Source organism: Pseudomonas sp. Pseusp3 (assembly GCF_047304225.1).
In the GTDB taxonomy this organism is placed as follows: Bacteria; Pseudomonadota; Gammaproteobacteria; order Pseudomonadales; family Pseudomonadaceae; genus Aquipseudomonas; species Aquipseudomonas fluorescens_CD.
Window position 1 is genome coordinate 1 of the sequence record NZ_JBGLYV010000115.1, and the last position, 16,998, is coordinate 16,998.

The following is a 16,998-nucleotide window of genomic DNA, read 5'->3' on the forward strand; positions in this document are numbered from 1 at the left end:
GGGGGGGGGGGGCCCCCCCCTCAAAATCCTTGCTTTTCTCCCCAAAAACACCCCGCCCCCCCCCCCGCCCCCCCCCCCCCCGCTCCCACAGGGACGTCAAACCCGAAAATTTTTGAATGAAATAGTCAACCAAGCACTTGCTTGGTTGACTACGCTTGCTCCAGACCAAAAAAACAGGAGCGAGTCATGTCTGCTGCGTTTCGTTTGCCACTGGACGTTTTCTACGAGCGTGAGGCCCGTCATCCTCGCCAGCGCTTTCTGGTCCAGCCTGTTGGCGGTGGCCAGGTCGAGACGTTGACCTGGGCGGACGTCGCTCACCAGGCCCGTTGCGCAGCCCATTGGTTGCGAGCGCGAGAACTGCCGCAGGGCAGCCATATCGCCCTGATTTCGAAGAACTGTGCGCACTGGATCATTGCCGACCTGGCGATCTGGATGGCCGGGCATGTGTCGGTGCCGTTGTACCCCAACCTCACCGCCGAATCGGTTTCCCAGGTACTTGAACACTCGGAAGCGGTGCTGGCGTTCATCGGCAAGCTCGACGACTGGCCAGGCATGTCCCATGGCGTCAGCCCCAACCTGCCGACCATCAGTCTGCCCCTGCATCCGCCGGGTACGTTCGATTTCAGCTGGGCCGACCTGCAACTCAGTTCGCCGATCCAGGACGATCCCAAACCTGCCGCCGATCAACTGGCAACCATCATTTACACCTCCGGCACCACGGGCATGCCCAAAGGCGTGATGCACAGCTTCGCCACCCTGGGGTTCGCCACCACACGCGGCACTTCGTTGTTCGGCCTCAACGAGTCGGACCGACTGTTGTCCTACCTGCCGTTGTGCCACGTTGCCGAGCGGATGTTCGTCGAACTGGCGTCGATCTATACCGGCCAAACGGTGTTTTTCGCCGAGAGCCTGGATACCTTTCTCACCGACCTGCAACGTGCACGCCCGACCGCGCTGTTTGGCGTGCCGCGCATCTGGACCAAGTTCCAGATGGGGGTGTACAGCAAGATCCCGGCAAAACGCCTCGATTTCCTGCTCGGCCTGCCGATCATCGGCAAGCGGGTCGGGCATAAGGTCCTCGCCGGGTTGGGGCTCGATGCGTTGCGCATTGCGCTGTCCGGTGCTGCGCCGGTACCGCAGACCCTGTTGCTGTGGTACCGCAAACTGGGGCTGGATGTGCTGGAGGTCTACGGCATGACTGAAAGCTGCGGCTATTCCCACATTGGTGTGCCGGGCCAGAACAAACCGGGCTGGATCGGCAAGCCGTGCCCGGAAGTCGAGGTGCGGATCGCCGAGACAGGGGAGGTCATGGTGCGCAGTGGCGCGACCATGCTCGGCTATTTCAAGGAACCGGAAAAAACCGCCGACACCATTACCGAGGACGGCTTCCTGCGCACCGGCGACAAGGGCGAGGAGGATGCCGAAGGCAATCTGCGCCTGACCGGTCGTCTGAAGGAAATCTTCAAGACCAGCAAAGGCAAATACGTGGCGCCGGCACCGATTGAAAATCGTCTGGCCGTGCATTCGCGCATCGAACAGGTCTGCGTGGTGGGCGATGGCTTGAGCGCACCGCTGGGCTTGTGCGTGTTGTCGGCGGTTGGCCAGCAGGATGCCGGCGGGGCCGCGCGCGCCGGCTTGCATTCCAGCCTGGAAAAACTGCTGGAAGAGGTCAACGGTGCCCTCGACAAGCATGAGCAACTGCGACGCCTGGTGGTGGTCAAGGGCAGTTGGGCCGTGGAAAACGGCTTTCTCACCCCGACCCTGAAGATCAAGCGCAACGTGATCGAAGCGGCTTACGGTGAGCGCTTTGAAGAATGGAGCGAGCGCAGCGAAGCGGTGCTGTGGCAGGATTGATTCACGAACAAGACCAACAAGGAAACTCTGCGATGAGCCTGTGGCGCACCACCCCCAACATCGAGCAGTTGAACGCAATCCAGAAAAACACCATCGGCGAAGTGCTGGACATCCGTTTCGAGGCCTTCGACGATGAGTCCCTGACGGCAAGCATGGTCATTGACCATCGCACTCACCAGCCTTACGGCTTGCTGCATGGCGGCGCCTCGGTGGTGTTGGCCGAGTCGGTCGGTTCGATGGCCAGCTACCTGTGCATCGATGCCAGCAAGTACTATTGCGTGGGCCTGGAGATCAACGCCAACCATTTGCGCGGCCTGCGCAGCGGGCGGGTGACGGCGGTGGCCAAGCCGATCCACATCGGCCGCACCACCCATGTCTGGGACATTCGGCTGACCAGCGATGAGGGCAAGGCCAGTTGCGTGTCGCGGCTGACCATGGCGGTGGTGCCATTGGGTGAGAATCCGCCGACGCGTTGAACTCAAGCCATGGCCTTGACCGGACTGTCATCATTCCTGGCAGTTACGGTCATTGCCGCAGGACGCGGTCTTGCGGACAATCAACGCCTGTTCTCGCTCATGGATTTGCAGGTATGTCGCAACAGATCTTTTTCGCCCACGCCAACGGTTTTCCGTCGGGAACCTACGGCAAGTTGTTTGCGGCGCTGGCACCCGAATTTCAGGTGACGCATCTGGAGCAGCACGCCCACGACCCGCGTTTCCCGGCGGACGACAACTGGTACAACCTGGTGGATGAGCTGATCCATCACCTGCAACAGCAGGCCGGGCCCGTGTGGGGCGTCGGTCATTCCTTCGGGGGCGTGCTGCATCTGCATGCAGCCTTGCGCTGCCCGGAGCTGTATCGCGGCGTGGTGATGCTCGACTCGCCAGTGCTGACCCGAGCCGATCGATGGGTGATCCGGGCGGCCAAGCGCTTCGGTTTCATCGACCGCTTGACCCCGGCCGGCCGTACCCTGGGTCGCCGTGAAGAATTCACCGACCTGGAAAGCGCCCGGAAATATTTCGCCGGTAAAACCCTGTTTCGCGGCTTCGACCCGGAGTGCTTCGATGCCTACCTGCAACATGGCTTGCAACAGGCCGGTGACAAGCTGCGCCTGCGCTTCGACCCGGCCACGGAAATCAGCATCTATCGCGGCGTGCCGCACACCAGCCCGGGCAGCACCCGACAGTTGCAAGTGCCGCTGGCGGTGGTTCGCGGACACAACAGCCGCGTGGTGATGCGTCATCACGCCAGTTCGGTGGACCGCCTGCCGTTGGGCGAGTCGCTGACCATGCCCGGCGGCCACATGTTTCCGCTGGAACGTCCCCTTGATACCGCTGAAATGCTCAAAGGCCTGTTCTACCGCTGGGACGGCCGTCGACAACAGGATTGCGCATGAACCAAATCGTCGAAGAGGTCCGCCTGAGCCTGCCGCACATCGAACTGGCAGCGCACCTGTTCGGTCCTGAGGACGGTTTGCCGGTCATTGCCCTGCATGGCTGGCTGGACAACGCCAACAGCTTTGCCCGCCTGGCGCCGAAGCTCAAAGGCCTGCGCATCATCGCCCTGGACATGGCCGGTCACGGTCATTCCGGGCATCGTCCGCCGGGAGCCGGGTACGCCATGTGGGACTATGCCCACGATGTGCTGCAAGTCGCCGAACAGCTTGGGCTGAAGAAATTTGCGTTGATGGGGCATTCGATGGGGGCCATTGCTTCGCTGATCATCGCCGGGTCGCTGCCCGAGCGGGTTACCCACCTGGCATTGATCGACGGCATCATTCCTCCTACAGATAAAGGTGAAAACGCGGCCGAGCGCATGGGCATGGCCCTGCAAGCGCAGCTGGATCTGCGGGAAAAGCGCAAACCGGTCTATGGCACCCTCGAACGTGCCGTCGAAGCGCGCATGAAGGGCCTGGTGGCGGTCAGCCGCGAGGCCGCCGAACTGCTGGCGCAGCGTGGTCTGATGCCGGTACCGGGCGGTTATACCTGGCGCACCGACAGTCGCCTCACGCTGCCATCGCCACTGCGTCTTACCACCGAGCAGGCCATGGCCTTCGTCCAGCGGGTCAAATGTCCTGCAACACTAGTGGTCGCTGCCGACGGCATGCTCGCCAAACACCCAGAATTGCTGGAGCGTCTACCCTTTAGCCGTGAACAGCTGCCAGGCGGCCATCATTTGCACCTCAATGACGAGTCCGGCGCCGATCTTGTCGCAGACTGTTTCAATCGGTTCTTCGCCATTCCTTGACTTGCGTCGGGCAACTGTCGAGGCTGGGCGGGTTGAAATGGGAGACAACCATGATAGATCTCTACACCGCTGCGACCCCGAATGGCCACAAGGTCTCTATCGTGCTCGAGGAACTCGGCCTGCCCTACACGGTGCATGCCTTGAGTTTCGACAAAAAGGAGCAGAAGTCCGCGGACTTCCTCAAGATCAACCCCAATGGGCGGATTCCGGCGATTGTCGACCGTGCCAACGGTGATTTTGCCGTGTTCGAATCCGGCGCCATCCTGATTTACCTCGCTGAACAGACCGGCAAACTGATGCCGAGCGATCCGAAGGGACGTTCGCTGGTATTGCAGTGGCTGATGTTCCAGATGGGTGGCATCGGCCCGATGCAGGGCCAGGCCAACGTGTTCTTCCGCTACTTTCCGGAAAGACTCCAGGGCGCCATCGACCGCTATCAGCATGAAACCCGTCGCCTCTACGAAGTGCTCGACACGCGTTTGCAAAGCGTGGAGTTCCTTGCCGGCGAGTACAGCATTGCCGACATCGCCACCTTTCCGTGGGTGCGCGGTTACGAATGGTCGGGTGTCTCGGTGGAGGGCTTGACTGCGTTGCAACGCTGGATGGCAACCATGGAGGCCCGGCCGGCGGTGCAGCGTGGTCTGCAGGTACCGCAACGCGCCGATGAAGCCAGCATCATCAAGGGTGCCCAGGCCATGCTGATCCGATGAGTCTATCCATGCGTTCATTCAGTTTGCTGGTGCTGTGCAGTTTCAGTCCCTTGTTGTTCGCCGCCGATGTACCGGGCAGTCAGGACCTCCCGATAGTGCCACGCATGGTCGACGCGCAGATTGTCGACTATCGCCCCGCCGCCGAACTGGAGCGGATCTACCCATTGGGCTCGATCCGCAAAATCAGTGGCCAGTTACGTTTCGACGGCCAGGTCAGTGCCCGCGGCAAGGTCACTTCGGTGACCTACGAGTTGCCTGCCGAGCATTCATCGAACGATGCGTTCACCGCTGCCCGCGAGGCTTTGCAAAAGCAGGACGCCGGGTTGCTTTTCTGGTGCCAGGCGCGCGATTGCGGTGAAAGCAGCCTCTGGGCCAACCAGGTCTTTGGCAACGCCAAGCTGTACGGTGCCGACGATCAACAAGCCTATTTGTTGCTTCGGCTTGCTGCTCCACGGGACAACACGCTCGTCGCGCTGTACAGCATCACCCGCGGTAATCGCAAAGCCTACCTGCATGTCGAGCAGTTCGACGCTTCGGCACCGCTGGGCGAGCTGTTGCCGACCTCCGCGACCTTGCTGCGTGAACTCAAGAGCACCGGGGAACTCGATTTTTCCGCATTGAACAGCGCACCTGACGAGACCTGGCTGCGCCTGATTTCTCGCGGACTGAATCTGGACACCACCTTGCGGGTCAGTATTTCCGGAGCGAACGCCGAGGCCTGGCGTCAGGCCCTGATTGACCAGGGCGTGCGTGCCGCGCGGATGGAAACCGGCAGTGTCGAAGGCTCTGGCCTGCACATCGAGCTATTGCGGTAGGCTGCATAGGGCGAACGTGCACGCTACGTTCGCCTACTCTATTGCTGACTGACTTTTTCGAGACTTTTGATGATCAATAACGATCGCCTGTTGGTGCAGATCCTGCTCGTGGTGCTGTTCGGCGCGAGTTTCTGGGTGATGGCGCCGTTCTGGTCGGCGATGTTCTGGGGCGCGGTCCTGGCGTTCGCCAGTTGGCCGCTTATGCGCTTGCTGACCCGTTGGCTCAATGGTCGCGAGTCCCTGGCAGCGGCATTGTTGACGCTGGGCTGGATGGTGCTGGTAGCGGCACCGCTGGTATGGCTGGGTTTCAACCTTGCCGATCATGTGCGCGATGCCACGGCATTCATCAAGGATGCGCAGGTCGAGGGGCTACCCGAAGCACCGGCCTGGCTGGGTTCGATTCCCCTGGTGGGTGAGCGGCTGGTCGGGATCTGGAACAGCATCGATGAGCAGGGCGCGGCGATGATGGTGTCGCTCAAGCCGTATCTGGGGCAGGTGGGTAACTGGTTGCTGGCGCGCAGCGCGCAGATCGGCGGCGGTATTCTCGAACTGACCCTGAGCATCGTCTTCGTGTTCTTTTTCTATCGTGACGGGCCGCGCCTGGCTGCGTTTGTACACACTTTGCTGGAGCGGCTGATCGGTCAGCGGGCCGGCTACTACATTGAACTGGTGGCAGGCACGGTACAGCGGGTGGTGAACGGTGTGATCGGCACGGCAGCGGCCCAGGCGATCCTGGCGCTGATCGGGTTCCTGATTGCCGGCGTGCCAGGAGCGTTGGTGCTTGGTATCGTGACGTTCATGCTCAGCCTGATTCCGATGGGGCCGCCGTTGGTATGGATTCCGGCGACCGCGTGGCTGGCCTGGAAAGGCGAGTACGGGCTGGCCGTGTTCCTCGGGATCTGGGGCACATTCATCATCAGCGGTGTCGACAACGTGCTCAAGCCGTACCTGATCAGCCGTGGCGGTAACCTGCCGCTGGTCATTGTGCTGCTTGGGGTGTTTGGCGGGTTGATTGCCTTTGGCTTTATCGGCCTGTTCATCGGCCCGACATTGCTGGCGGTGGCCTACAGCCTGTTGATCGACTGGAGCAAGACCCAGGCACGGGTTGAAGATCGCCGGCCCTGAGAATTGCATTCTGCTCAGGGCCTCTTCGCGAGCAAGCCCGCTCCCACACTGGTTTTGTGATTGACGCAGATCAATGTGGGAGCGGGCTTGCTCGCGAAGACAATCTGTCAGTTGATACATCAGTTGACTGATACACCGCTTTCGTCGGAACGCCGCCCGGAGCAAGCCCGCTCCCACAAGTGTGTGTATCAGGCGCGTGGCAGGCGAATCACCGCCGTCAGGCCGCCACCCGGGGTTTCTTCCAGAGTCAGTTGCCCGCCCATTCGTTGCGCGGCTTCGCGGGCAATGGTCATGCCCAGGCCCACGCCGCCGGAGTTGCGATTACGCGAGCCTTCCAGGCGAAAGAAGGGTTCGAACACGGCCTCACGTTGTTCCGCGGCGATACCCGGTCCATGGTCGATGACCCGAATCACCAGCTGTTCACGATGGTCCTCCAGGCTGATCAGCGCTTGCCCGGCGTAGCGCAGGGCATTATCCATCAGGTTGTTGAGGCAAGAGCGCAAGGCCATCGGCTGGACTTGCAGGGGGACACAGTGGCCGCTGGCCTGGACGTTCGCGCCCTGGTCCTGGGCGTTTTCGCTCAGGGACTCCACCAGCGCCTGAACGTCCATCCACTGCGGGGCTTCGCTGGTGCGCTGTTCATGCAGGTAGGTGAGGGTGGCGTCGAGCATGCTGATCATGTCGTCGAGGTCCTGACGCATCTGGCCTTGCAGCTTGTCGTCGTCGATTTTTTCCAGCCGCAGCTTGAGCCGCGACAGCGGTGTGCGCAGGTCGTGGGACACCGCGCCGAGCATGCGTGAACGCTGCTTGACCTGTTCAAGGATGCGGCGCTGCATTTTATTGAACGTGTGCGCCGCTTGCCGCGCTTCCCGCGGTCCCGATTCATCCAGTGGCGGGCTGTCGAGGTTTTCGCTCAAGCGCTCGGCCGCGTCGCTCAGGCGCTGGATCGGTCGGCTCAGCAGTTTGGCGCCGTACCAGGCGGCAATGATCAGCGAGATCAGTTGAAACGTCAGGGGTACCAGGGGGCCGCCGAACCACGGCCGTGGTGATCGTTTCTCGAAGTGTGGATCCAGCGGTGGGCGTTGCCCGTCCAGGCCTTCGGAAAATTCCGGTGGAGGCGGCGGTGGCGGCGGGCCGTAATGGTGAAACCAGGCAAAGGCCAGCAGGTGCGCGAGGATGATCGCCAGCAGCAACACGCCAAACAGGCGGCCGAACAGCGTATCGAAGCGCCCGCGCATCAGCCGATGTCTCGGGCATCGAACAGGTAACCCTCGCCACGAACGGTCTTGATCAACTGCGGAGCCTTGGGGTCGTCGCCGAGTTTCTGGCGCAGGCGTGACACCAGCAGGTCGATGCTGCGGTCAAAGGCTTCAATCGAGCGACCGCGAGCGGCGTCCAGCAGTTGTTCACGGCTGAGCACGCGGCGCGGACGTTCGATAAATACCCAGAGCAGGCGAAATTCGGCATTGGACAGCGGCACGACCAGGCCATCATCGGCAATCAGTTGGCGCAGTACGCTGTTCAGGCGCCAATTGTCGAAACGAATGTTCGCGCGTTGTTCGCTGCGGTCATCGCGCACCCGACGCAGGATGGTCTGGATCCGCGCCACCAGCTCGCGGGGCTCGAATGGCTTGGCCATGTAGTCGTCGGCACCGAGCTCGAGGCCGATGATCCGGTCGGTCGGTTCGCAGCGGGCGGTGAGCATCAGGATCGGGATGTCCGATTCGGCGCGCAGCCAGCGGCACAGCGACAGACCGTCTTCACCGGGTAGCATCAGGTCGAGCACCACCACATCGAAATGCTCCGCCTGCATCACCTGGCGCATCGCGGCGCCATCGGTGACGCCGCTGGCGTGGATATTGAACCGGGCCAGGTAGTCGATCATCAGTTCGCGGATCGGGACGTCATCGTCGACGATCAGGGCGCGAATGCTCCAGCGCTTGTCGTCACCGGGCGTTTTCTGCTCGTCGTTCACGGGTGCTTGGGTGTTTTGCATGCGTGCGTTCATCTGCCTGGTAGGCTGCCAACCACAAAGATAGGCTGCGAGGTTGTGGTTCCAGCATAGGCGTCCGGCTCTGAGGCGGGAAGTGCCGTTGTAAGGACCTGTTGCGGTTGCCGAGGGTAGCGGGCCTGGGTGTTATGGGCGTGTCGTGTGTGTATCGAACTCGACACAATGGCCTCGAGGGCTAGTCTTGCCTGAGCCGTCGCGACGATTTACCGATCATCGGGTCCCGCAGCGGCGCTGGTTCCGCTACAATGCGCGCCGATTTCGACTTGCCTGAGAGCCCACTCATGTCCGCCTGCCAGACTCCTATCATCGTCGCCCTGGATTTCCCTACCCGTGACGCCGCACTGAAGCTGGCCGATCAGTTGGACCCGAAGCTGTGCCGGGTCAAAGTCGGTAAGGAACTGTTCACCAGCTGCGCTTCGGAAATCGTCGGGACCCTGCGCGACAAGGGTTTCGAAGTGTTCCTGGACCTCAAGTTCCACGACATCCCGAACACCACCGCAATGGCCGTCAAGGCGGCTGCGGAAATGGGCGTGTGGATGGTCAACGTGCATTGCTCCGGCGGCCTGCGCATGATGGCCGCGTGCCGTGAAGTGCTGGATCAGCGCACCGGTCCGAAACCACTGCTGATCGGCGTGACCGTGCTGACCAGCATGGAGCGTGAAGATCTGGCGGGTATCGGTCTGGACATCGAGCCTCAGGAGCAGGTTCTGCGCCTGGCCGCCCTGGCGGAAAAAGCCGGGATGGACGGCCTGGTGTGCTCGGCCCTGGAAGCCCAGGCCCTGAAAACGGCACATCCGTCACTGCAACTGGTAACCCCGGGGATTCGTCCGGCGGGCAGCGCCCAGGACGATCAGCGCCGCATTCTGACTCCGCGTCAGGCGCTGGATGCCGGTTCCGACTATCTGGTGATCGGTCGTCCAATCAGCCAGGCAGCGGATCCGGCCAAGGCGTTGGCTTCTGTCGTGGCTGAACTGGCCTGATCAGACACCCAGGATCCAAATGTGGGAGCGGGCTTGCTCGCGAAGAGGGCGTGTCAGTCAACGAAGATGTTGTCTGACACACCGCATTCGCGAGCAAGCCCGCTCCCACAGTGGTTTTTGGGTGCGTTCAACGATCGGGTCAGACCTTCAACACCAGCTTGCCGAAATTCTCCCCGCTGAACAATTTCATCAGCGTCTCCGGGAAAGTCTCCAGTCCTTCGACGATGTCTTCCTTGCTCTTGAGTTGCCCCTTGGCCATCCAACCGGCCATTTCCTGTGCGGCACTGGCGTATTGGGCGGCGTAGTCCATCACCACAAAACCTTCCATGCGCGCGCGGTTGACCAGCAGCGACAGGTAATTGGCCGGCCCCTTGACCGCCTCCTTGTTGTTGTACTGGCTGATGGCACCACAAATCACTACTCGCGCCTTCATGTTCAGGCGGCTCAATACCGCGTCGAGGATGTCGCCACCCACGTTATCGAAATACACGTCGACGCCTTTCGGGCACTCGCGCTTGAGGCCGGCGAGGACGTCCTCATTCTTGTAGTCGATAGCACCATCGAAACCCAGTTCATCGACCAGGAACTTGCACTTGTCCGCGCCGCCGGCGATGCCGACCACGCGGCACCCTTTGATCTTGGCGATCTGCCCGGCAATGCTGCCCACGGCGCCGGCCGCGCCCGACAGCACCACGGTGTCACCGGCCTTCGGCGCGCCGACGTCGAGCAGGGCGAAGTACGCCGTCATCCCGGTCATGCCCAGTGCGGACAGGTAACGTGGCAGGGGTGCCACCTTCGGATCGACCTTGTAGAAGCCACGTGGCTCGCCGAGATAGTAATCCTGCACGCCGATGGCGCCATTAACGTAATCCCCGACTGCAAACCCCGGGTTGTTCGAGGCAATGACCTTGCCTACACCCAATGCGCGCATGACTTCGCCGAGTCCGACCGGCGGGATGTAGGACTTGCCCTCATTCATCCAGCCACGCATGGCCGGGTCCAGGGACAGGTATTCGTTTTTGACCAGGATCTGACCCGCCGCCGGTTCGCCGACCGACACCTCCTGGTAAGTGAATGTCTCGCGGGTCGCCGCGCCAACCGGACGTTTGGCGAGCAGGAATTGGCGATTGGTCTGGGAGGTCATGGCAGGCACTCAGGATGAATGAAGCTTTGTTGATAGCCGGTCAGCGACGATGCCGCAAGTTCGGCTGATGCGGCGAATGCACGTTGATCCAGTGCAGTGATAGTTGGTACGGCAGTTCCATCACTGCAACTCATGGGCGCCCAACCGGAGCCTTGATAGTGCTGCCGTGTTCAAGACCTCCATGGCTAGACTGGTCATGCGCGATTCCCCGCTTTCTTCTCTTCGAGGACATAACAATGAGCATGACGTTTTCCGGCCAGGTGGTCGTGGTGACGGGTGGGGCGGCCGGTATTGGCCGCGCGACCGCCCAGGCATTTGCCGCCGAGGGCCTGAAAGTAGTGGTGGCCGATATGGACACGGCGGGTGGCGAGGGCACGGTGGCGCTGATTCGTACGGCCGGTGGCGAAGCAACCTTCATGCGCTGCAACGTTACCCTGGAAAGCGATGTAAAAAATCTTATGGATGAGGTGATCAATACTTACGGTCGCCTTGACTATGCCTTCAACAATGCCGGCATCGAAATCGAGAAAGGCAAGCTGGCCGAGGGTACGCTCGACGAGTTCGACGCGATCATGGGCGTCAACGTCAAAGGCGTCTGGCTGTGCATGAAACACCAATTGCCGCTGCTGCTGGCGCAAGGGGGCGGCGCAATCGTCAATACGGCATCGGTGGCCGGCCTTGGGGCAGCGCCGAAAATGAGCATCTACGCAGCGTCTAAACATGCGGTGATCGGCCTGACCAAATCGGCGGCCATTGAATACGCCAAGAAAAAGATCCGGGTCAACGCAGTGTGTCCGGCGGTGATCGACACGGATATGTTCCGTCGAGCTTATGAAGCCGACCCGAAAAAAGGCGAGTTCGCCAACGCCATGCATCCGGTCGGTCGCATCGGCAAGGTCGAAGAGATCGCCAGCGCTGTGCTGTACCTGTGCAGCGATGGCGCTGCGTTCACCACGGGGCATTCATTGGCGGTAGATGGTGGCGTAACCGCATTTTAAAACGATGCACCTATACCAGGTACACCGGGAATCTGTGGGAGCGGGCTTGCTCGCGAAAGGGGAGTGTCAGTCGACATCAATGTGGCCTGGCAAACAGCTTTCGCGAGCAAGCCCGCTCCCACAGTTTTTCTGGTTTCGTAAAAGGGCCTGGCAATGTGTTTCAAACCATTGGACCCAATGAATTTGGCGGCGTTGTCGCACAGGCCTTCGAACACTCCTGTGATTAACTGCTTCTGGCAAAACCAACAGGAGTCTGTTTGCTCATGGAATTGAGAATCGACCGGCAGGCACTGGTGCCTGTCGTACAGCAAATTGTTGACGCGCTGACCTGCTGGCTGAATTCCAGCGGGGTGACACCCGGTACGCGCCTGCCTTCGGTGCGACAGATTGCGCGAATCAATTTGCTCAGTCAGGTAAGCGTCATTCAGGCCTGCGAACGCCTGGTGACACAGGGGATGCTGGTGTCAGGCCATGGGGGCGGCTATACGGTTGCCGACCCGGCACTGGCCGCAGGTGCAAAGCGCGAGCCTGCGTGGTTCGAGGGGGCTGAGCCCGAATACGGGCCTTGTCCGGGTGAGTTGCGGCTGGGTTGTGGCGGGCTGCCTGAAAGCTGGCGCGAGACCGACGATCTGATTTACGCGATTCGGCAAGTCAGTCGTGCCGATACGGCCAGCCTGTTCAACTACAGTTCGCCGCTGGGTTTGCCAGCCTTGCGACAGCAGATACTCAAGCGCCTCAGGCATCTGGACATCCGGGTCCAGGACGACCGGATCATGACCACGGCGGGTGCCAGCCAAGGGCTTGACCTGATTGTGCGAACACTGTTCAAGGCCGGTGACTGTGTGGTCGTGGAGAGTCCCGGTTATCCGGTGCTGTTCGATCTGCTCAGGCTGCACGGCATCCACATGGTCGATGTGCCGCGAACACCGCGCGGGCCGGACGTGGACGTGCTCGAATCGGTGCTGGTCAAACACCGGCCTCAAGGGCTGCTCATCAATAGCTTTTATCACAACCCGACCGGCAGCAGCCTTGCACCATTGGTGGCGCGCCGCGTGTTGCAGTTGGCCAGGACCTTTGGCGTGCAGGTGATCGAAGACGACGTTTATGCGGATTTGCACAGCGGTTCCGGTATGCGACTGGCTGCGCTGGACGGCAACGTGATCTACGTGGGCAGCTATTCCAAGACCCTCAGTAGTTCCTTGCGGGTTGGTTTCGTAGTGGCCGGTTCCGAGGTCATTACGCGTCTGGCCGAGGTCAAGATGACCACGGGAATGGGCGCCTCACGATTTTGCGAGTCGGTGCTGGCGTGCCTGTTGGCTAACGGTGCCTACGGCAAACTGGTGCAGCGTCAGCGCCAACGCCTGAGTTGCGACCGGCTGGCGGCTTTGCAGTTGCTTGAAGATGCCGAATGGGAGGTTTTCGGCAAGCCGGCGGGAGGCCTGTTCATCTGGGCGCGATCACGAACGTCCGACTGCGATCAGGTGCGGACCCTGGCGCGGCGTCTGGGTGTACTGCTGTCATCGAAGAGCGCCTTCAACCCCTCGGGTGAGGCCGGTGACTGGCAGCGGATCAATGTGGCATATGCCTGCGACCCACGTGCCCGTGCCCTCCTTCAGGCCACTGCCCGGGATCGACCTCAAGCGTTCTGAAAACGACGTTGGCGTAGCTTTTTGCCATTATTCAGGCGCCAGAGCCTTGTGTTGCTTCTGGCCCGTTGCGAATCTGCGTCTACAGACTATGGCAGGGGACTAAGTGCAATGATTTCGGCCGTGCAAGGACGTTTTGCCAACCTCGGTATGGCGAAAAAACTGGGAGTCGGGTTTGTCCTGGTGCTGTTGTTGACTGCGCTGGTGGCGGGCATTGGCGTTTGGTCCCTGCAAACCATCAGCCAGCGCTTCGACGGGCTCAAGCAGATGTCATCGCTCAACAGCGGTTTGCTCAAGGTGCGGCTGCTGGAGCAAGAGTACGCCTTGCACGGCAATCCGAAAACCGTCGATGCCCTGCACGAGGGCGTCGATGGCCTGATCGCCCTGGCCGGCCAGCTCAAGGCCGCGTCAGCAGCCAACGTGCCGGTGATGAATGATGTCGAACAGTCTTTGGGGGCCTATCGCAAGGCCTTCGACGAGTTTGTCTCGCTCACCCAGGCCAAGGACCTGGCGCTGGAAATGGCCAGTTGGTCGGTGTCCAGCGTGGCCAATAATCTTGATGTATTGCAATCCGGGCTCGCCGATGACGGTGCCTATACGCTGAAAGATTCCGAAGGCAAGGACGGTGCGCAATTCATCGAGCAGGCCAGTCAGGTCAGCCAGGTTTCACGCTTGATGCTGCAAGCCATGAATGAAGCGCGCGTGCGTCTGGATCAAAGCCGCAAAGGCGACGACAGCGCCGGGCAGGGCAAGATCGAACAGGCCAGCCAGGCATTGACCCAGGCCGAGCAGCTCAAGACCACGGTCAAGGACGAGGGTTACCAGACCGTCCTCAATGAGGTCATGGGTCATATCACCAGTTTCAGTGACAAGCTTGCCGAGTACACCGGCCTGCTGGAGCAGGAAAAAACCGTCTATCAACAATTGCACCAGCGCGCAGCCCAAGTGGTCGAGCGGGTGGATCAGGCTTATGTCGCTGAAGACCTGGCGATGCAGGCTGAACTGAAAAAGAACTCGCTGCTGATCATCGGCTCTTCCGCGTTGGCCTTGCTGGTTGGGCTGGTTGCCGCATGGTTCATCACCCGGTTGATCGTGGCACCACTGCGCAGTGTGATTCATGTGGCGCAGCAGATTGCCTCAGGGGATTTGAGTGCGACCATTGACGTGACCCGCCGTGACGAAATCGGTCAGTTGATGCAGGCAATGCAGCAAATGGGCGCGGGGCTCAGTCATATCGTCAGCGGCTTGCAGTCGGGTATCGAGCAGTTGGCGATTTCTGCTCAATCGCTGTCGGCGGTGACTGAACAGACCAACCTCGAAGTCAGCTCGCAGAAAGAGGAAACCGAACAGGTCGCCACCGCGATGAATCAGATGACGGCCACGGTGCATGATGTCGCACGCAATGCCGAAGAAGCTGCGTTAGCCGCGCAAACGGCTGACGGCAAGGTTGAAAGCGGTCAGCAGGTGGTGCGCCAGAGCATGGCGCGGATCGAACAGTTGGCGGATTCGGCTTCTTCGGCCAGTTCGAGCATCGAAAGCCTGAGTGCGGAAATCCAGAATATCGGCACGGTCTTGAGTGTGATCAAAAGCGTGGCTGAGCAGACCAACCTGCTGGCGTTGAACGCGGCGATCGAGGCGGCTCGGGCCGGCGAGCAGGGCAGGGGCTTTGCCGTGGTGGCCGATGAAGTGCGTGCACTGGCCAGGCGAACCCAGCAATCGACCGAGGAAATCGAACGTCTGGTCAGCGCTTTACGCTCGGCGGCGCAGTCGTCGGTGCAGCAGATCCAGAGCAGTGGCGAGTTGGTGAAGCTGGCGGTCAGCGATGCCTTGCAGACCGAGAGTGCGCTGGGAAGTATTGCGGCGGCGGTATCGTTGATCCAGCAGATGAACCAGCAGATTGCCGCAGCAGCCGAGGAGCAGAGCTCGGTGGCCGAAGAGATCAACCGCAGTGTCACCAGTATTCGCGCCAGTGCCGATCAGTCATCGCTGGCGATGCAGGGCAATGCCGCCTCCAGTATCGAGTTGGCGCAACTGGGGGTTGAACTGAAGGGGATGGTGGGGCATTTCAGGCTTTGAAATGATCTTCGGCCAGACCAAAAAAAGCCACCTCTCGATTAAAGCTTCCTGTAGGAGCGAGCATGCTCGCGATGGTCGCAAAAGATAACGTGCGTTTACTGGCTGAACGCGGCGCTCTGGAGTCCATCGCGAGCATTCGAGCGTCGACCGGCTGCTCCTACAGTTGTTTTCGCTGATCAGTCGTAGATCACTTTCTTTTTCCAGTCCGCGTCAGCCTCGACGTCTTTGAGTCCTTCGGTCAACTGATTGACCTCGCCTTCGACCGGCGCAATGCGATCCATGACCTGGTCATTGGCGCGGGCCAGGAGTTTTTCCAGGTATTCCAGTTGCTCGGCGTAGACCTGTGGTTCCTGTTGTTTGCGCAGGTACTGCACGCCGCGCTCGAATGCCAGGCGAGCCTGCCCGGGCTGGTTCTGTTGCAGGGAGTGCTGGCCGAGGTTGTTGAAGAACTCGATGTGCAGCAGCACGAGGATGTGGCGCACTTCACGGATCCAGCGTTTGGCCTCGTTGGGGGCCAGGAAGCCGTCCTGTGCCGCGCGGGTGATTTGGCCGTGCAGGGCTTCGAGCAGGAAGCGCACATCCTTGGCCTTGGCTTCGGTCTGGATCGGTGCCGGTGGGTTGTTGACCGGGATGGATTCACCCTGGCCGACAAGGGTCTCCAGTTCGGCGATCCGAGCCTTGAGGTTGGCGCTGGATTTTTCCAGATTGAGCAGGCGCTTGCAGACGTTCAGTTCCAGGCGGGCCAGCAACAGCTTGAGTGTCGGGGTCATCAACTGGCCGGGGAACGTCTCGGTGATCTCGCCGCAGCGTCGCAGCCGATCGTTGAGCTCAATCTTGGTACGGGCCTTTTCCAGCTTGTTGTTTTCCGCCACATGGTTGATGTAACCAATGGCGATCAACAGTGCGATCCCGGCTCCAACTAGCAGGGCGATCATGAGTGGCGTCACCGGTAAGACCTCTTATTAGGTACGCATGCGAGTTTAGTGGCTTGGCGTTTGAGCGCCCAGGCCCGCATGACGGGCTGGATCGGACATGCCTGCGCTTATATCGGCCGCAGCCCTGCTTCTATGAATGGTGGCACGTGATATACAGATTGCCATCACGGGTGGACTATAACGTCTTGGCGGGTGCCAGAATATAGGCGTCAAACGCCGGGCAGCGGAAAAACCCCAATGGCGCCCAAAAGCAGGGCGAAGTCATTGATTTAAATAAATTTATATCAGGGGGTTGACGACCTCTCAATCCATCCATAGAATGCGCGCCACTTGCAGCGTAAAGCACACAGCGAAACGAAGCAGGGAGTGAATGTTGTAGCGTGTCCCCTTCGTCTAGTGGCCTAGGACACCGCCCTTTCACGGCGGTAACAGGGGTTCGAGTCCCCTAGGGGACGCC

At 60.7% G+C, this 16,998-nt stretch carries 15 protein-coding genes, 1 tRNA gene and 1 pseudogene; 13 read left to right on the top strand and 4 right to left on the bottom strand.

Features of this window, described 5'->3' with window-relative positions:
• Positions 1-186: 186 nt before the first annotated feature.
• The 7 genes from ACCD00_RS26345 (at position 187) to ACCD00_RS26375 (ending at position 6,751) form a co-directional block, all read left to right on the top strand.
• Positions 187-1,854 (top strand): AMP-binding protein, encoded by a 1,668-nt coding sequence (locus tag ACCD00_RS26345; protein WP_413428225.1) that lies wholly within the window; start codon positions 187-189, stop codon positions 1,852-1,854.
• A 32-nt stretch (positions 1,855-1,886) separates the two neighbouring features.
• Positions 1,887-2,330 (top strand): hotdog fold thioesterase, encoded by a 444-nt coding sequence (locus tag ACCD00_RS26350; protein WP_413428226.1) that lies wholly within the window; start codon positions 1,887-1,889, stop codon positions 2,328-2,330.
• Positions 2,331-2,443: 113 nt separating this feature from the next.
• On the top strand, positions 2,444-3,250 hold the full coding sequence (locus tag ACCD00_RS26355) for an alpha/beta fold hydrolase (protein ID WP_413428227.1): 807 nt from the start codon (positions 2,444-2,446) through the stop codon (positions 3,248-3,250).
• Positions 3,247-4,101: an alpha/beta hydrolase gene (locus tag ACCD00_RS26360; protein WP_413428228.1), complete on the top strand. Its 855-nt coding sequence runs from the start codon at positions 3,247-3,249 to the stop codon at positions 4,099-4,101. Before ACCD00_RS26355 ends, ACCD00_RS26360 begins: the two co-directional genes overlap by 4 nt.
• A gap of 50 nt (positions 4,102-4,151) precedes the next feature.
• Positions 4,152-4,811: a glutathione S-transferase family protein gene (locus tag ACCD00_RS26365; RefSeq protein ID WP_413428229.1), complete on the top strand. Its 660-nt coding sequence runs from the start codon at positions 4,152-4,154 to the stop codon at positions 4,809-4,811.
• Positions 4,812-4,819: 8 nt separating this feature from the next.
• Positions 4,820-5,626 (top strand): DUF4892 domain-containing protein, encoded by an 807-nt coding sequence (locus tag ACCD00_RS26370; protein ID WP_413428230.1) that lies wholly within the window; start codon positions 4,820-4,822, stop codon positions 5,624-5,626.
• 69 nt (positions 5,627-5,695) lie between these two features.
• Positions 5,696-6,751: an AI-2E family transporter gene (locus ACCD00_RS26375; protein ID WP_413428231.1), complete on the top strand. Its 1,056-nt coding sequence runs from the start codon at positions 5,696-5,698 to the stop codon at positions 6,749-6,751.
• Positions 6,752-6,939: 188 nt separating this feature from the next.
• On the opposite strand, the gene ACCD00_RS26380 is transcribed toward ACCD00_RS26375, so the two are convergent.
• Both ACCD00_RS26380 and ACCD00_RS26385 read right to left on the bottom strand, forming a co-directional pair.
• Positions 6,940-7,989 (bottom strand): sensor histidine kinase, encoded by a 1,050-nt coding sequence (locus ACCD00_RS26380; protein ID WP_413428232.1) that lies wholly within the window; start codon positions 7,987-7,989, stop codon positions 6,940-6,942.
• The gene (locus ACCD00_RS26385) at positions 7,989-8,747 is read right to left on the bottom strand and encodes a response regulator (protein ID WP_413428233.1); all 759 of its coding nucleotides are present in this window, start codon (positions 8,745-8,747) and stop codon (positions 7,989-7,991) included. Before ACCD00_RS26385 ends, ACCD00_RS26380 begins: the two co-directional genes overlap by 1 nt.
• 296 nt (positions 8,748-9,043) lie before the next feature.
• On the opposite strand from ACCD00_RS26385, the gene pyrF reads away from it, so the two are divergent.
• Entirely contained in the window at positions 9,044-9,742 is a 699-nt protein-coding gene (gene pyrF / locus ACCD00_RS26390; protein WP_173677935.1) for an orotidine-5'-phosphate decarboxylase, read from the top strand.
• Positions 9,743-9,881: 139 nt separating this feature from the next.
• Here the strand turns inward: pyrF and ACCD00_RS26395 are convergent, their stop codons facing one another.
• The gene (locus ACCD00_RS26395; RefSeq protein ID WP_413428234.1) at positions 9,882-10,886 is read right to left on the bottom strand and encodes an NADP-dependent oxidoreductase; all 1,005 of its coding nucleotides are present in this window, start codon (positions 10,884-10,886) and stop codon (positions 9,882-9,884) included.
• 236 nt (positions 10,887-11,122) lie between these two features.
• Between ACCD00_RS26395 and ACCD00_RS26400 the strand changes: the two genes are divergently transcribed.
• From ACCD00_RS26400 to ACCD00_RS26415, 4 genes and pseudogenes are all read left to right on the top strand, one after another.
• Positions 11,123-11,884: an SDR family oxidoreductase gene (locus tag ACCD00_RS26400; protein WP_413428235.1), complete on the top strand. Its 762-nt coding sequence runs from the start codon at positions 11,123-11,125 to the stop codon at positions 11,882-11,884.
• A 263-nt stretch (positions 11,885-12,147) separates the two neighbouring features.
• The gene (locus ACCD00_RS26405; protein WP_413428236.1) at positions 12,148-13,533 is read left to right on the top strand and encodes a PLP-dependent aminotransferase family protein; all 1,386 of its coding nucleotides are present in this window, start codon (positions 12,148-12,150) and stop codon (positions 13,531-13,533) included.
• Positions 13,534-14,520: 987 nt separating this feature from the next.
• Positions 14,521-14,745 (top strand): annotated as a pseudogene (locus ACCD00_RS26410) (HAMP domain-containing protein); the annotation flags it as partial.
• The gene (locus tag ACCD00_RS26415) at positions 14,743-15,606 is read left to right on the top strand and encodes a methyl-accepting chemotaxis protein (RefSeq protein WP_413428238.1); all 864 of its coding nucleotides are present in this window, start codon (positions 14,743-14,745) and stop codon (positions 15,604-15,606) included. The pseudogene ACCD00_RS26410 and the gene ACCD00_RS26415, both read left to right, overlap by 3 nt.
• Positions 15,607-15,782: 176 nt before the next feature.
• On the opposite strand, the gene ACCD00_RS26420 is transcribed toward ACCD00_RS26415, so the two are convergent.
• Positions 15,783-16,541 (bottom strand): hypothetical protein, encoded by a 759-nt coding sequence (locus ACCD00_RS26420; protein WP_413428237.1) that lies wholly within the window; start codon positions 16,539-16,541, stop codon positions 15,783-15,785.
• Positions 16,542-16,923: 382 nt separating this feature from the next.
• Between ACCD00_RS26420 and ACCD00_RS26425 the strand changes: the two genes are divergently transcribed.
• Positions 16,924-16,996: transfer RNA gene (locus tag ACCD00_RS26425), tRNA-Glu, on the top strand.
• Positions 16,997-16,998: the final 2 nt, after the last annotated feature.

Bases quoted from the DNA above. Each gene is read 5' to 3' on its own strand.
- ACCD00_RS26395 (WP_413428234.1), bottom strand. From the start codon at position 10,886: ATGACCTCCCAGACCAATCGCCAATTCCTGCTCGCCAAACGTCCGGTT.
- ACCD00_RS26405 (WP_413428236.1), top strand. From the start codon at position 12,148: ATGGAATTGAGAATCGACCGGCAGGCACTGGTGCCTGTCGTACAGCAA.
- ACCD00_RS26360 (WP_413428228.1), top strand. From the start codon at position 3,247: ATGAACCAAATCGTCGAAGAGGTCCGCCTGAGCCTGCCGCACATCGAA.
- pyrF (WP_173677935.1), top strand. From the start codon at position 9,044: ATGTCCGCCTGCCAGACTCCTATCATCGTCGCCCTGGATTTCCCTACC.
- ACCD00_RS26400 (WP_413428235.1), top strand. From the start codon at position 11,123: ATGAGCATGACGTTTTCCGGCCAGGTGGTCGTGGTGACGGGTGGGGCG.
- ACCD00_RS26365 (WP_413428229.1), top strand. From the start codon at position 4,152: ATGATAGATCTCTACACCGCTGCGACCCCGAATGGCCACAAGGTCTCT.
- ACCD00_RS26375 (WP_413428231.1), top strand. From the start codon at position 5,696: ATGATCAATAACGATCGCCTGTTGGTGCAGATCCTGCTCGTGGTGCTG.
- ACCD00_RS26345 (WP_413428225.1), top strand. From the start codon at position 187: ATGTCTGCTGCGTTTCGTTTGCCACTGGACGTTTTCTACGAGCGTGAG.
- ACCD00_RS26385 (WP_413428233.1), bottom strand. From the start codon at position 8,747: ATGCAAAACACCCAAGCACCCGTGAACGACGAGCAGAAAACGCCCGGT.
- ACCD00_RS26380 (WP_413428232.1), bottom strand. From the start codon at position 7,989: ATGCGCGGGCGCTTCGATACGCTGTTCGGCCGCCTGTTTGGCGTGTTG.
- ACCD00_RS26350 (WP_413428226.1), top strand. From the start codon at position 1,887: ATGAGCCTGTGGCGCACCACCCCCAACATCGAGCAGTTGAACGCAATC.
- ACCD00_RS26355 (WP_413428227.1), top strand. From the start codon at position 2,444: ATGTCGCAACAGATCTTTTTCGCCCACGCCAACGGTTTTCCGTCGGGA.
- ACCD00_RS26415 (WP_413428238.1), top strand. From the start codon at position 14,743: ATGGGCGCGGGGCTCAGTCATATCGTCAGCGGCTTGCAGTCGGGTATC.
- ACCD00_RS26420 (WP_413428237.1), bottom strand. From the start codon at position 16,541: ATGATCGCCCTGCTAGTTGGAGCCGGGATCGCACTGTTGATCGCCATT.
- ACCD00_RS26370 (WP_413428230.1), top strand. From the start codon at position 4,820: ATGCGTTCATTCAGTTTGCTGGTGCTGTGCAGTTTCAGTCCCTTGTTG.